The organism is Paracoccus sp. S3-43 (genome assembly GCF_029027965.1).
Lineage (GTDB): Bacteria > Pseudomonadota > Alphaproteobacteria > Rhodobacterales > Rhodobacteraceae > Paracoccus.
This window is the reverse complement of sequence record NZ_CP119082.1, coordinates 84,262-97,785: the sequence shown is the minus strand read 5'-3', so window position 1 is coordinate 97,785 and position 13,524 is coordinate 84,262. Positions and strand designations below refer to the sequence as shown.

The window sequence follows — 13,524 nt, the reverse complement described above, 5'->3', positions numbered from 1 at the left end:
CGTCCTTCCTGTCGCCTCAGCCGCCTGTTCGCCGACAGGATTGCCCGGTTTCGATGGGCGGCGCAACGCCGCGTCCGGGCGAATGTCGGAACCCTTGTCGGCACCGGGGTGTTTTTCCACAAGCAAACACTGGATGAAAGGCCCTGATCATGACCCGCATCGCACTCCGCATCGCCCGTCTTGGGCTGGCCGGCAGCGTCGCGGCCTTGATGGCCATGCCCGCCCTGTCCGCCACCCGCCCCGACCAGCCCGTGCAGGCTTGGCCCGCCATGGCCGGGGTCGATACCGCCACGCTGCTGGAACAGGCCCAGGATCTGCCCACCTCCGACATGGCGGTGGACGACCAGCCCTATTGCGCCGACAACGCCGAGATCCGCGCGACCCTGCGACACGACTTCAACGAAGCCCCGGTCCCCGGCGACGGCCATGCCGCGACCGAGCTGTGGGCATCCGAACAGATGGGCACCTGGACCCTGGTCGCCCCGCGCCGCGACGATACCAGCTGCATCATCGCCTCGGGCATCGGCTATGACCAGGCGCGGGACGTGGACGTCTATTACCAGACGGCGGGCCTGCGCTAACCCACCCGCCGCAGGAAGGCCCGCGTCCGGTCGTCCCGCGGATCGCCGAAGATCTGCGCGGGTGGGCCCTGCTCGACGATCCGCCCGCCGTCCATGAAGACGATCCGGTCGGCGATCTCGCGCGCGAACTGCATCTCGTGGGTGACGATCAGCATGGTCTGGCGGCCGTCGGCGATGCTGCGGATCAGATCCAGCACCTCGCCCACCCATTCGGGATCCAGCGCGCTTGTCGGTTCGTCGAACAGCAGCAGATCGGCCTCAAGCGCCATGGCCCGGCCGATGCCCACCCGCTGCTGCTGGCCCCCCGACATGGCCGAGGGATAGCTGTCGCCGCGATCGGCCAGCCCGATCCGCGCCAGGACCTGGTCCGCACGCGCGGCGGCCCTGGCCTTGGGCCAGCCGCGCACGGTGGTCAGTCCCTCCATGATGTTCTGCCGGGCGGTCTTGTTGGCGAAGAGCGCATAGTTCTGGAATACGAAACCCGTCCGCCGCCGCAGCGCCAGCACATCCGCGCGGCTGGCGCGCGCCGCGTCCACGGACAGATCGCCGATGGTGATCCGCCCCGCATCGGGCCTGTCCAGCCAGTTGATGCAGCGCAGCAGCGTCGATTTTCCGGTCCCCGACGGGCCGATGACCGCCACGCGCTCGCCCGGCTTCAGGCACAGGTCGATGCCGTCCAGCACGGTGTTCGCGCCGAACCGCTTGACCAGCCCGGCGATGTCGATTTCGCATTTCATCGCGCCACCGCCTTTCCCAGATGGCGTTCCATCCAGCGTTGTCCGACCGACAGGATCTCGACCATGATCCAATAGATCACGGCGACGACCAGGAAGGCTTCCAGATACAGGAAACTGCCCGCCGCCTCTTTCTGCGCCGCGCCCATCATCTCGGTCACGCCCAGGGTGAAGGCCAGGGACGTGCTTTTGATCAGGTCGATGAAATAGTTCATCAGCGTCGGCGCGGCGACGCGGGACGCCTGCGGCAGCACGATGCGACGCAGAAGCTGGCCCTGGGTCATGCCGATGGACTGCGCGGCCTCCCATTGGCTGCGGTCCACGCCCAGGATCGCGCCGCGGATGGTTTCCGCCATATAGGCCGCGAAATGCAGCGTCAGGCCGATCACCGCCGCCGTGATCCCGTCGATATTCGTCAGCGCCGGGACCAGTTGCGGCAGCCCGTAATAGAACAGGAACAGCTGCACCAGCAGCGGCGTGCCGCGAAAGAAGCTGATGAACACCGCCACGATGCTGTCGGCGACCGGCACGCGCAGCACGCGCAGGATGGCCAGCAGCACCGCCAAGGCCAGCGCCGCCGCCATCGCGATCAGCGCCATGCCCAGGGTCAGCGGGACATAGCCCAGGATGACCGGGACCAGATCCCCCATATAGGCGGTGTCCAGCCCCCTCATTCAGCGGCGTCGGCCAGGGGCTTGGTCACATCGGCATCCAGCCATGTCCGCGAGATCTCGGCCAGCCTGCCGTTTTCCTTCAACTGGGTGATCGCCGCATCGACCCTGTCGCGCAGCGCGATCCCGGCCTCGTCCTTGCGGAAGGGCAGGGCGTTTCGGATCTCGTCGAAGGGCTGGCCCGCCAGCGCCAGGGGCAGGGGGCTTTGCTTGATGACCTGGGCCGAGGACACGCGGTCCATCACGAAGGCATCGACCCGGCCAAGCGCGGTGTCCTGTTCGATGTTGCTTTCATAGGTGCGGATGTCGATTTCGTCGGCATAGGGCAGGGCGCGCAGCAATTCCTCGAAATTGGACCCCAGGTTCACCGCGACCGACTTGCCCTTGAGGCTTTCGGGTCCGGTGATGGTGTCTTCGTTGCCCGCCTTCACCACCACCTGCGCGCCGTCATAGACATAGGGCTGGGTAAAGGCGAATTTCGCCTCGCGCTCCGGGGTGATGGTGATCTGGTTGGCCACCGTGTCGATGCGGCCCGATTCCAGCGCGCCGATCAGCCCGGAAAAGGACATGGTGACGAATTCGATCTGGTCGCCGGTGATTTCGCCCACGGCGTTCATCAGATCCACCTCGAAGCCCTGCAATTCGTCGGCGCGGGTGAAGGTGAAGGGGAAATAGCCGCCCGACATGCCGACGCGGATCGTATCGGCGGCGGCGGGCAGGGCAGCGGGCAGGGCGGTGGTCAGCGCAAGGGCGGCAGAAAGGATCAGGCTGCGCATGGAAAACTCCTTTATCTCCATCACGTTCAGATGCGCCGGGCGGGCAGGCCGCGCAAGCGTCTGGGCCGCGAAAAGGACCGGCGCCACCGCTCTGACAGGCAAGCCGGGAAAACGGTTGCCGGGAAACGGCGCAGCGGGAACAATGTTCCGCCCGCTTCCGGCGAACCACGGGGCCGCCAAGCGGACAGGATGGATGAATATCAGCCTCCGTCGCATCCTCGGCCCGCCACCAACGGCAGGGCCGAAGGGCTGGCACGAGGGCTGGACGCGGCCATCGACCGATACGACCTGCCGACCGCAACAGGTGTCGCGCGGTCCGGGCGCGAAGCCGCCTATGCCTGACCCGTCAGCGCCTTGATCGCCGCGACGTGATCCGGCGCGGCGGCCAGGGCGTCGGCCGTCAGCGCGCGGGCTTGGTCCATCAGTTCGTCCGGCGGCGCGATGCGGTCGATCAGGCCCCAGGACAGGGCTTCGGCCGCGTCGATCCGCGCGCCCGCCATCAGGATCATCCTGGCCCGCGCAGGCCCCACCAGGGCCGCAAGGCGCGGCGGATCCGAGGGCTGCGGCAGAAAGCCCAGCCGCATCACCGGATAGAAGAACCGCGCCTCGGGCACGGCGATGCGCAGGTCGCAGGCCAGCGCCATGCCGAAGGCGCCGCCCGCCAGCGTGCCGTTCAGCGCCGCGACCGTCAGGCAGGGCAGGGCGGCGATGCGGCCCGACAGGCGTTCCCATTCGGGCGAGGTGGCAAGCCCGGCCTTGGCCTGATCCAGGTCGGCCCCGGCGGAAAAGACCTTGCCCGCCGCGGTCAGCACCACGGCCCGGCAGCCGGCATCCGCAACCTGGTCGAAGGCCGCCCTCAGATCCCGCAGCATCTGTTCGGTCAGCGAATTGGCCTTGCCGGGCCGGTCGATGGTGACGACGGCCAGGCCGTCCTGGTTCACGAAACGGATCACGCGATTGCTCCCTTGGCGTTGCCGGGCCACTGTGCGACAAATCCCACGAGCAACGACTTTCCGAAAGGTATCAGGCATGGTCCGCCCCCTTGCAACATCCCTCCTGGCGCTGACCCTCGGCGCGGGTTCCGCCCTGGCAGATGTCACCCCGGCCCAGGTCTGGGAAAACCTTCAGAAATACAGCGCCGATTATGGCTATCAGGTCAGCGGCAATGTCGAGGACGCGGGCGGCACGCTGACCGTCACCGACGCCGTCTTCACCATGGCGGGCGAGACGGGCGCCAGTTCCGTCACATTTCCGAAGATGACCTTCCAGGAAACCGGCGACGCCAAGGTCCGCGTCACGGTGGACGGGGACGTGGCGCTGGACAGCCGCTTCACCGTCCCGGCCCAGCAGGAACCCGCCCCGGACGCGCCCGAGGGCACCGACGCCCCGGCCGATCCCGCCCCCGCGGAAACGGTCGAGATGACCGTAACCGGCACGATCAAGGTGCCCGGCAACGAGATGGTCGTATCCGGCACGCCCGAGGACATGCTGTACGAATACACCTATCCGACGATGGCCTTCGATTTCATCCTGCCGACCGAACCGGGGCGGGATGCGACGATCCCCGTGACCGGCACCGTGACCGAGATGACCGGATCGCAGCGCAATGTCGCAGCGGAGGGCGGCATCGACAGCAGCTTCGACATGAAGGCCGCCCAGGCCGAGATGCGGATCGACGCCCGGATCCCCGGCGACGGCACCGCCGGCGGCACCCCTGGCGGCACGGGCGACGGCGCGGGCGCGGGCAGCGGCACCATGGACGTCCAGGTGGCGGTCACCAACCTGACCGGCAAGGGCACCGCCAAGACCCCCGGCCAGTCCTTCGACCTGGGCAGCCAGATGGCGCAGGCCCTGGCCGCCGGCCTGGTGTTCGACACGACACTGGCCTATGAGACGCTGGCAGGCAGCTTCGATGTCGCGGGCAAGGACGACAGCGGCCAGGACCAGAACGCCAAGGGCAGCTTCGCGTCCGGGGCCAGCGACATCGCCGTTCGGATGTCGGGGCAGGGCCTGGGCTACAAGGCGGCGTCCGCCGATGCCAAGGCGGAAATGACCGTCAACACCCTGCCCTTCCCGATCAGCTATGCCGTCCGCCAGATCTCGGCCGAGATGCTGCTGCCGGTGTCCAAGGGCGATGCCGCGCAGCCCTTCAAGTTCGCCTATGTGCTGGACGGGCTGACCTTCTCGGACGCGATCTGGAACCTGTTCGACCCGACCAGCCAGCTGCCGCGCGACCCGGCCAGCCTGACCGTCGACCTGTCGGGCGATGCGGTCGTGACCCAGGATCTGTTCGACCCGGCCCTGGCCCAGCCGCAGCCCCAGGCCGACGCTGGCACTGGCACTGGCGCCGATGCCGCGCCCGAGGCGCCCTTCGCGCCCAAGTCGCTGACCGTCAACAAGGTTGCGCTGGATGCGGTGGGGGCCAAGGCCGACATCGCCGGAACGCTGGAATTCGGCGACAACCCGAACGAACCCGTGGGCAAGCTGAACGGCAGCTTTGAAGGCGTGAACGGGCTGATGGACAAGCTGGTCACGATGGGCTTGGTCCCGCAGGAACAGATGATGGGGATGCGGATGATGCTGGCGATGTTCGCCAAGCCGGTGGACGGCCAGCCCGACCAGCTGACCTCGGAAATCGAGTTCCGTGAGGGCGGGTCGATCTTCGCCAACGGCCAGCAGGTCAAGTAACCCAGGCCCAAGGGGCCATCGGCCGGGGCCACGGTCCCGGCCTTGTCATTCGCCGCCATCAAGGAGAGACGCATGTCACCCGTGGATTTGCAGGTGCTGGCCGAATCGCTGGTCGATGCGGCGCGGCGCGCGGGGGCCGAAGCCGCCGACGCGCTGACCAGCAGCGGGCAATCCATCGGCATCGACATGCGCGGCAGCGCCCTGGAACATGCGGACCGGGCCGAGGGCGTGGAAATCGGCCTGCGCGTGCTGATCGGCGGGCGGCAGGCCAGCGTCTCGGCATCCGACCACAGCCCCACCACCATCGCCCAGATGGCCGAACGCGCCGTCGCCATGGCGCGCGAGGCGCCGGTGGACGACATGCTGGGCCTGGCCGATCCCGGCCAGCTTGCCCGCGACACCGATGCCCGCGCCTTGCAGATCGCCGAGGACCGCCCCGATCCGTCGCCCGACCACCTGCAAGACCTGGCCCTGCGGGCCGAGGCGGCGGCCCGCGACATGCCGGGCATTTCCCAGGTTGAATCCGCCAATGCCGGGTTCAGCCGCCGGTTCCTGTGGCTGGCGGCCTCGAACGGGTTTTCGGGCGGATACGAGCGCACCACCCACACCATCTCCACCGTCGCCATCACCGGCGAGGGGCTGGGCATGGAACGCGACTATGCGGGCGAATCGCGCGTCTGGGCCGAGGATCTGCCCACCCCCGAGGAGATCGGCCGCCTGGCCGCCGAACGCACCCTAGCCCGCGCCGGATCCCGGAAGCCGCCGACCGGGGCCTTTCCGATCCTCTATGACCGCCGGGTCGCCTCGTCGCTGATCGGCCACCTGCTGTCGGCGGTGAACGGCTCGGCCGTCGCGCGCGGCGCAAGCTGGCTGCGCAAGGATCTGGGCCAGCCGGTCCTGCCCGAAGGCTTCGATCTGACCGAGGATCCGCTGCGCCCGCGCTATCCCTCGTCCCGTCCCTTCGATGCCGAGGGGCTGGCGACGCGTCCGCGCAAGATCGTCGAAAACGGCGTCTTGCAAGGCTGGACGCTGGATCTGGCGACCGCGCGCAAGCTGGGCATGGACAGCACCGCATCCGCCGCGCGGGGCATGTCGTCCGCGCCTTCGCCCAGCAACAGCAACGTGGTCCTGACGCCCGGCGCGGCGACGCAGGACGACCTGATCGCGCGGATGGGAACGGGGCTGATCGTGACCTCCATGCTGGGCGCCTCGATCAACGCCACCACCGGGGATTATTCGCGCGGCGCCGCCGGGTTTTGGGTGGAAGGCGGGCGCATCGCCTGGCCGGTCAACGAATGCACCATCGCCGGAAACCTGCGCGAGATGCTGATGACCATCGTCGCCGCGAACGACGCCCTGCCCTGGCGCGCGGCCGAGGTGCCCAGCCTGCTGGTCGGGGGGATGACGGTTGCCGGGGCCTGAGGACGACCTGGCGCTGCTGGTCCGCGCGGCGCAGATCGCCGGGCCCATCGCGCTGTCCTTCTGGCGCGCCCAGCCCAAGGCCTGGGACAAGCCCGACGACGCCGGACCCGTGACCGAGGCCGACCTGGCCGTCAACGACGCGCTGCAATCCCTGCTGACCGGCGAACGCCCCGATTACGGCTGGCTATCCGAGGAGAGCGAGGCCGATGCCGCCCGGCTGGACGCGCGGCGCTGCTTCATCATCGACCCCATCGACGGCACCCGCGCCTTCATCGCCGGGCAGGAAGGCTTTGCCCATTCGCTGGCGGTAGCCGAGGGGGACCGGATCATCGCGGCGGTGGTGCATCTGCCCGCGATGGACCTGACCTTCACCGCTCATGCGGACGGCCCGGCGCTGCTGAACGGCGGGCCGATCCGGCCCAGCGGCGCGGGAATCACCGGCGCGCGGGTGCTGACCTATAAATCCGCGACCGATCCCGAATATTGGAAGGACGGCCGGACGCCGCCGTTCCGCCGCGAGTTCCGGCCCTCGCTGGCCTGGCGGCTGTGCCTGGTGGCCCAGGGTCGCTTCGACGCCGCCCTGTCGGTGCGTCATGTCTGGGAATGGGACATCGCGGCGGGCAGCCTGATCGCCAGCCGCGCGGGCGCCCTCGCCACCGACCGGCACGGCCAGCCGATGCGCTTCAACAGCCCGCGCGCGATGGTGGACGGGATGGTCGTCGCGGGTCCAAGGCTGCATGAGGAATTGCGGGCCGGGATGCGCGATCCGTGATATGATCGGGCGAACCCCCTGGCCGCGACAGGCATTCCGATGGCCCGCAAAGACGTCAGCATCGCCAATTTCAACCTTCTGAACCTGAACCTGCCCGGCCAGCCGATCTATGACGGCGACGGCTGGACCCAGGCCCAATACGACGCCAAGATCGACTTTTCGGAACGCGTCCTGGACGACATCGACGCCGACATCATCGGCTTCCAGGAATGCTGGAACGCCGAGGCCTTGGCCGAGATTTTCGACCGCCCCGCGCTGCGCGGCCGCTATGACCTGGTGGCCCGCACCACCGATCCGCCGGGGATCCAGGTCGCCCTGGCAGTACGCAAGGGGATGCTGCAAGGCCCGCCCGAATGGATCGCGGATCTGCCCGACGATGCCCGCTTCATCGACCTGAAGGAAGCCCGTGACGCCGAAGAATCGGTCAGCGTCACGATCCGCAGGTTTTCCCGGCCCCTGCTGCGGGTGCTGGTCAACAAGGCCGACGGGACGCCCGACATCACCGTCTTCGTGGCCCATCTGAAATCCAAGGGGCCGACCACGCTGCGGGACGACGACGGCAACCCGGTGCTGCGTCGGCACCGCTTCATCGCCCAGACGGTGGTGTCCCATGTCCGCCGCATGGTCGAGGCGGGGGCGTTTCGCGCCATCCTGAACGATACGATGCGCCGCAACGACCGGCCGGTGGTGGTGCTGGGCGATCTGAACGACGCCACCACCTCGGTTTCGACCGAATTGCTGACGGGAAATCCCGGCTATCGCTTCTTTGCCAAAAGCACGGCGGGCAGCAAGTCGGATGCCGGGCTTTACACCGTCGAAAAGCTGCAACAGCTGCGGTCCTTCCGGCACGTCTATTACACCTATATCCACCAGAACCAGATGGAATCGCTGGATCACATCCTGGTGTCGGATTCGTTCTACGACCATTCGTCGATCCGCCAATGGTCGTTTCGGGAAATGCGCGTGCTGAACGACCACCTGACGGCCACGGATGCCAAGCGCAGGCGGCTGGGCTATAACGACCACGGCATCATCGTGGCGCGGTTCGACTGGAATCCGATGGTCGAAGAGGCCGAGAAGATCCTGGCCCAGGAAGGCCCGGCCGCCTAGATCAGCCCCGACCGCGTGACCCCCAGCAGCCCGCCCTGGCGCAGGGTGGCGACCGGATAGCTGTCGCTGCCCATCAGGTCCAGCGAAAAGCCCGGCTCGTTCCGGCGCAGCGCCTGAAGCGCCGCCAAGGCGCCCGGCTCGTCATGGCGGTGGTATCGCAGCGCCGCCAGGAACCGCAGCGAGGGGCGGTTTTCCGGCGCGAACTGCTGGACGGCGTCGAACCGCTGTTCCGCCTCGGCAAAGCGGCCCAGCCGGGTCAGGGAAATGCCCATCCGCAACTGCCAGGTCGCGGGGTTCAGCACCGACAGCGCCTCGGCCAGACCGGCCCGCGCCTCGCGATGGGCCTCTTTGTGGCGGCCCAGATCGGTCAGCGCCTGCGAATAGGCATAGCGCGCCAGCGGGTTGCGCGCATCCGCCTGGACCGCCTGCTGGGCCAGCCAGAAGCTGACCTGGCCATGGTTCATATACCCCTCGACCACGGAGCCCACGGCTAGGGCGGTCGCGCTGTAGGGGTCGGCCTCGCGCGCCTTGGTGGCGAATTCCCGCGCCTCCTGGATGCTTCGCTCGGGGTCGGGCACCAGGCGCTCGAAGACCTGCGTGGTCAGCACCCAGGCCCGCAACGCCATGGTCAGCGAGGCGTTGACCCCGTCATCCATGCCAGCCAGGGCCTGTTCGGCGCGTTCCAGCCGAGCCCGGTTGAAGCTGAACACATCGGCGAAGGAGACGCCCAGTGCCGCGTCGATGGTGCGCAGGGCTTCCAGCACGCGCATGACGCCCACGCAGATCTGGGCGGTGCAGTCGCCCATGGCGGTGGTCAGATCGCCCCGGTCCAGCACGAACTTGTGGGACCAGAACAGCCGGCTGCTGGGCCGGTGGGACAGCTTGACCAGCACATGGATGGCCTGGCCCAGGCGGTTCGCCACCGCCGACAGGACGATGGCGGACTGTCCCGGATCCGCCCGGTCGGGCATGGCGACCATCGGCACCAGGTCGCAGACCCGGCCCGCGGCCTCGCCCAGGATCATCGCCGCGATCACCCCGGTTTCGCTGTCGCCCGCGACAGGATCCGCCGTCAGCAGGACCGGCAGCAGCGAAGGCGCGGGCGCCTGGGGCGTGACGGCCTGTTCCGCGTGCATCCGCGCGTCGCGCAGCCAATCCTCGAATTCGGGGTCGGGAATATCCAGGTCGGCGGCGAATTCCGGCATCTGCCCGTCGGGGCCGGGCATGGCGGTCATGTCCAGCCGGACCATCTGCCCGTCAAGGCCCACCCATCCCGGCCCGCCGACCAGCGCTTCGCGCGCGTCCGCCAGGCTGATGCGGATTTCCCGCAGCACCTGGCGCAGGCTGGCATTGGCGTTTTCGGGTTCGCGCGTGCTGAACAGCAGATCCTGCAACCGCGCCCGCAGCACCCGCATCGCGGTCGCGCTGCCCATCACCGCCAGGGCGCCACGCGCCCGCATCCCGCGCGGCGTCAAGCGCACGCGGCCCGGCCCGGTCAGTTCGACAGGGCCCATGAGGCGAAGGGTAAGCGGTTGCATGCAAACAAAAGCTATAGGCGAAATCCAGAGTCGTTGTTACGCTTTCCCCTGCGGCAAAGATACAGCGTTTTCGATTCCCAGTCGGCGAGGTTCCGTCATGTCCCTGCAACACGGCCAGCATGGTCAGCACGGCCAAGCCGCGAATGCCGCAGGCCAGACCTCCGACGAAGCGCTGCTGGCCGCCGCCCTGATGCGGTCGCGCGATGCCATCTCGGGCACGGAAATCGTCACGCCCGACCCCTTCCAGGCTGGCGAACTGGACCTGGCCGCCCGCCTGCCCCGCCTGGCGCGCGAATACCGCAATGCCGTCATGATCTCGGAATTGCTGGAGGATCTTGTCTTCGTCTCTGAAGACGACGCCCCGCCAGGCAAGACGGCGCGGGCGGTGGCGCTGTCGCGGCGCAAGACCGGGGATCCCGTCGATCATGTGCCCCTGGCCCGGATCGTCCGGCCCGGCCTTGCGGATTTCAGCCAGGCCGCGCCGCTGGTGGCCGCCTATGCCGAACTGCGCGCGGACCGCCTGACCGAGATCCTGGCCCAGCAACGCCACCTGATCCCCTTCCTGTCCAGCATCCTGCCGCTCGACCCCGTCCGCAACCCGGCCCTGGCCGAGATGCTGGAGGTGGGGCTGGATCTGGTCACGCCCGTGGTGATGCGCGTCAAGCTGGCGCTTGGCTGCCCCCGGCCGAACCAGTTCAGCGACCGCATCCAGCCGCTGATCCCCGAACCGGCCCATCCCACGCTGCCCAGCGGCCATGCGACGCAGATCTTCACGCTGGCGACCATGCTGTCGCTGCTGGCCGATCCGGATGCGCAGGTGAAGCCCGACCATCAGATCTATCGCCTGGCCTGCCGCATCGCGGTCAACCGGACGGTGGCGGGCGTGCATTTCCCCGCCGACAGCGCCTCGGGCGCGGTGCTGGGCATCCAGCTTGGGCGCTATGTCATGGCGCGGGGGCTGGGCGGCACCGTGGGGTCGGCGGAATTCGACGGCGGCCTGTTCAGCAACCAGGCGGAACCGCGCGATTTCCATGCCGAGATCCTGGACCAGATGATGAACGGCGACGATCCGTCGACCCGGTTCGGCGATGACAGGACAGCCGCCCGCGCCGCCCCCCTGTGGCGGGCCTTGTGCCAGCGCGCCCGGCAGGAGTGGCAGAATCGATGGAGCTGAAGCGCGATCCGCCCCCCGCCCGCTGGTCCGAACCGCGCGCCGCCTATGACAGCCTGCGGACCGGCATGTCGCCCTATCTGCATTACGTCCATGATCTGCGCGCGGAACGAGGAGAGGCGCCGCACCGCGAGGATCACGGGCCCGACGCGGGCGCGGATCTGCCCGGACAGATGGAACGGGCGGTGCAGGCCCTGATCCGGCAGAGCTTCGAATGACGGCCCTGGCCATGGCCATCCTGTCCGCGTTCCGGGACTTCCTGGACGACCCGGCCGGCGTGCTGTCGCAAGGGTCCGCCAATCCCGTCGATCGCGACTGGCAAAGCCCGGATCTGGACGATCCCGCCTGGGAGTTCCTGTCGCCCCAGGCGCTGCCCGATCCCAGGGCCGGCTGCATCATCGGGGTGATCGACGACGCGATCCCCTTTGTCCACCAGCGGTTCACGCTGCCGGGGAACCTGTCGCGGACGGCCTCGGTCTGGTTGCAGGATGCGCGGTTCCGGGCGGACCGGGGCGGCGACCTGCCGTCGGGCGCCGAATGGCGGGGGGCCGAACTGTCGGATCTGCTGGCCCGCGCCGCCACCGGCGATCTGCCGGGCGAGGATGCGATCTATCGCCTGACCGGGGCGGTGGATCTGGCCCGCCCGGCCATTCCGTCGGGCGCGTTCGAAACCGGCCATGGCGCGGCGGTGGCGACGCTGGCGGCGGGCTTCGATCCATCCGACAGCCGGGCGCGGAACCATCCGCTGATCGCGGTCTGCCTGCCGCCCCGGATCACGGCGGATTCCTCGGGCGTGCTGGCGCCGCTGCCGATCCTGACGGGGATCCTGTTCATCATCACCCGCGCCCGCCGCCTGTGCCGGTTCATCGAACGGCGGGGCGGGCTTCCACACGGGTCGGTCCGGCTGCCGGTGGTGATCAATATCAGCCTGGGCCTGACCGCCGGGCCGCGCGACGGATCCACGCTGATCGAACGGTTCATGGACGCGGTCTCTGCCCGGCAGGCGGCCGATCTGGGACCGGTGCGTTTCGTGCTGCCCTCGGGCAATCACCGGCAGGACCGGCTGCGCGCCCGGCTGCGGCCCGGCCAGCAGATCGGCTGGCGCCTGCCGCCCGGCGACACCACCTTCAACGCGATCGAGATCTGGGGTCCGCCCCAGGATCACGCCCCCCGCGGCGACGTGCAGATCACCCTGACGGCGCCGGGTCTGGCGCCCGCCACGACGGCCCTGACCCTGCCCTGGCAATATTCGGTCCTGTCTGGCCCGGACGGCCGGCCGCTGGCGCGCGCCTATTACACGCCGCACCATCTGCGCGACGGGCGGTGGCGCGACGGCATCGTGGTGATCGCCCTGCCCACCTGCCCCGAACGACTGGGCGAGCCCTTCGCGCCGCCCGGCGAATGGCGGATCCAGATCGCCGAGGGGACGCCCGAGGGCATCTATGACCTGTCCGCGCAGCGCGACGCGGTGATCCGGGGCTTTCGCCGGGGCGCGCTGCAAAGCTGGTTCCACGATCCCGCCTATCGCAACTGGGACGCAAGGGGATTCCCGATCCTGACGGATGCCCAGAACGGCGGCGATCCCCTGGCGATCCGCACCGATACGGTCAACACCTATGCCACCGGCGACTGGCCGCTGCGGGGCGGATCGGCCTGTCGGCGGGACGAACGGGCGACGGTGCCGACCGCGCTGCTGAACGACACGCAGCCGGGCGATTGCCTGGCGCCGGTCGATCAGGCGGTGAACAATGCCCGCATGATCGTGCGCGGGCGCGACAGCGGCAGCTTTGCCCTGTCCTCGGGCACCTCGCTGGCCGCGCCACAACTGGCGCGATGGATGGCCCTGCAACTGTCCCAGGGCAAGGTGCTGGACAGCCGCGCCGCGATTCGCCGCCTGGCGGAAAGCCAGTCGGCCCGGCCCGCGCCGACGCCGCTGGTCGATTTTCCGGCGCGTTTTCACGAATACTGACCCCCGCCCCGCGTTTTTCACGCTTTTCCGGGCGAACAGGCCCGCCGGGATTCACGCCCGTTTCACGGCCCCGGCCCAGAGTGATTCCATTG

At 69.0% G+C, this 13,524-nt stretch carries 14 protein-coding genes; 9 read left to right on the top strand and 5 right to left on the bottom strand.

Annotated features, from left to right (window positions below):
- The first annotated feature begins 149 nt into the window (after nucleotides 1-149).
- Nucleotides 150-581: a hypothetical protein gene (locus PXD02_RS00510; protein ID WP_275105040.1), complete on the top strand. Its 432-nt coding sequence runs from the start codon at nucleotides 150-152 to the stop codon at nucleotides 579-581.
- Here PXD02_RS00510 and PXD02_RS00505 read toward each other — a convergent pair.
- The 3 genes from PXD02_RS00505 to PXD02_RS00495 are packed head-to-tail and all read right to left on the bottom strand — an operon-like array spanning nucleotide 578 to nucleotide 2,762.
- A complete protein-coding gene (locus PXD02_RS00505; RefSeq protein ID WP_275105039.1) occupies nucleotides 578-1,318 on the bottom strand; it encodes an amino acid ABC transporter ATP-binding protein in 741 nt (246 codons plus the stop codon). The two genes, PXD02_RS00510 and PXD02_RS00505, sit on opposite strands and share 4 nt — an antisense overlap.
- On the bottom strand, nucleotides 1,315-1,989 hold the full coding sequence (locus PXD02_RS00500; protein WP_275105038.1) for an amino acid ABC transporter permease: 675 nt from the start codon (nucleotides 1,987-1,989) through the stop codon (nucleotides 1,315-1,317). The genes PXD02_RS00505 and PXD02_RS00500 overlap by 4 nt, the downstream gene beginning before the upstream one ends.
- Entirely contained in the window at nucleotides 1,986-2,762 is a 777-nt protein-coding gene (locus tag PXD02_RS00495) for an amino acid ABC transporter substrate-binding protein (protein WP_275105037.1), read from the bottom strand. Before PXD02_RS00495 ends, PXD02_RS00500 begins: the two co-directional genes overlap by 4 nt.
- 189 nt (nucleotides 2,763-2,951) lie before the next feature.
- Here PXD02_RS00495 and PXD02_RS00490 point away from each other — a divergent pair, with 189 nt between their 5' ends.
- Nucleotides 2,952-3,104: a hypothetical protein gene (locus PXD02_RS00490; protein WP_275105036.1), complete on the top strand. Its 153-nt coding sequence runs from the start codon at nucleotides 2,952-2,954 to the stop codon at nucleotides 3,102-3,104.
- Here PXD02_RS00490 and PXD02_RS00485 read toward each other — a convergent pair.
- On the bottom strand, nucleotides 3,095-3,715 hold the full coding sequence (locus PXD02_RS00485) for an enoyl-CoA hydratase/isomerase family protein (protein ID WP_275105035.1): 621 nt from the start codon (nucleotides 3,713-3,715) through the stop codon (nucleotides 3,095-3,097). The genes PXD02_RS00490 and PXD02_RS00485 overlap by 10 nt on opposite strands.
- A 76-nt stretch (nucleotides 3,716-3,791) precedes the next feature.
- On the opposite strand from PXD02_RS00485, the gene PXD02_RS00480 reads away from it, so the two are divergent.
- The 4 genes from PXD02_RS00480 to PXD02_RS00465 all read left to right on the top strand — a co-directional run bounded on the left by PXD02_RS00480 (nucleotide 3,792) and on the right by PXD02_RS00465 (nucleotide 8,754).
- Nucleotides 3,792-5,450 carry a DUF2125 domain-containing protein gene (locus PXD02_RS00480; RefSeq protein WP_275105034.1) on the top strand — a complete coding sequence of 553 codons (1,659 nt, stop codon included), beginning with the start codon at nucleotides 3,792-3,794 and terminating at the stop codon, nucleotides 5,448-5,450.
- A gap of 72 nt (nucleotides 5,451-5,522) precedes the next feature.
- Nucleotides 5,523-6,872: a TldD/PmbA family protein gene (locus PXD02_RS00475; protein ID WP_275105033.1), complete on the top strand. Its 1,350-nt coding sequence runs from the start codon at nucleotides 5,523-5,525 to the stop codon at nucleotides 6,870-6,872.
- Nucleotides 6,859-7,644 (top strand): inositol monophosphatase family protein, encoded by a 786-nt coding sequence (locus PXD02_RS00470; protein ID WP_275105032.1) that lies wholly within the window; start codon nucleotides 6,859-6,861, stop codon nucleotides 7,642-7,644. The genes PXD02_RS00475 and PXD02_RS00470 overlap by 14 nt, the downstream gene beginning before the upstream one ends.
- Before the next feature lie 39 nt (nucleotides 7,645-7,683).
- On the top strand, nucleotides 7,684-8,754 hold the full coding sequence (locus PXD02_RS00465; RefSeq protein WP_275105031.1) for an endonuclease/exonuclease/phosphatase family protein: 1,071 nt from the start codon (nucleotides 7,684-7,686) through the stop codon (nucleotides 8,752-8,754).
- Here the strand turns inward: PXD02_RS00465 and PXD02_RS00460 are convergent.
- Nucleotides 8,751-10,292, bottom strand: coding sequence for an SARP family transcriptional regulator (locus PXD02_RS00460; RefSeq protein ID WP_275105030.1), 1,542 nt, complete (start codon nucleotides 10,290-10,292; stop codon nucleotides 8,751-8,753). The two genes, PXD02_RS00465 and PXD02_RS00460, sit on opposite strands and share 4 nt — an antisense overlap.
- A 97-nt stretch (nucleotides 10,293-10,389) precedes the next feature.
- Here PXD02_RS00460 and PXD02_RS00455 point away from each other — a divergent pair, with 97 nt between their 5' ends.
- From PXD02_RS00455 to PXD02_RS00445, 3 genes are read left to right on the top strand one after another with little or no spacing between them, the layout of a single operon-like run.
- A complete protein-coding gene (locus tag PXD02_RS00455; protein ID WP_275105029.1) occupies nucleotides 10,390-11,466 on the top strand; it encodes a phosphatase PAP2 family protein in 1,077 nt (358 codons plus the stop codon).
- On the top strand, nucleotides 11,457-11,681 hold the full coding sequence (locus PXD02_RS00450; protein WP_275105028.1) for a hypothetical protein: 225 nt from the start codon (nucleotides 11,457-11,459) through the stop codon (nucleotides 11,679-11,681). Before PXD02_RS00455 ends, PXD02_RS00450 begins: the two co-directional genes overlap by 10 nt.
- Nucleotides 11,678-13,432, top strand: a complete 1,755-nt coding sequence (locus PXD02_RS00445) for a S8/S53 family peptidase (RefSeq protein WP_275105027.1) — start codon at nucleotides 11,678-11,680, stop codon at nucleotides 13,430-13,432. The genes PXD02_RS00450 and PXD02_RS00445 overlap by 4 nt, the downstream gene beginning before the upstream one ends.
- Nucleotides 13,433-13,524 lie beyond the last annotated feature (92 nt).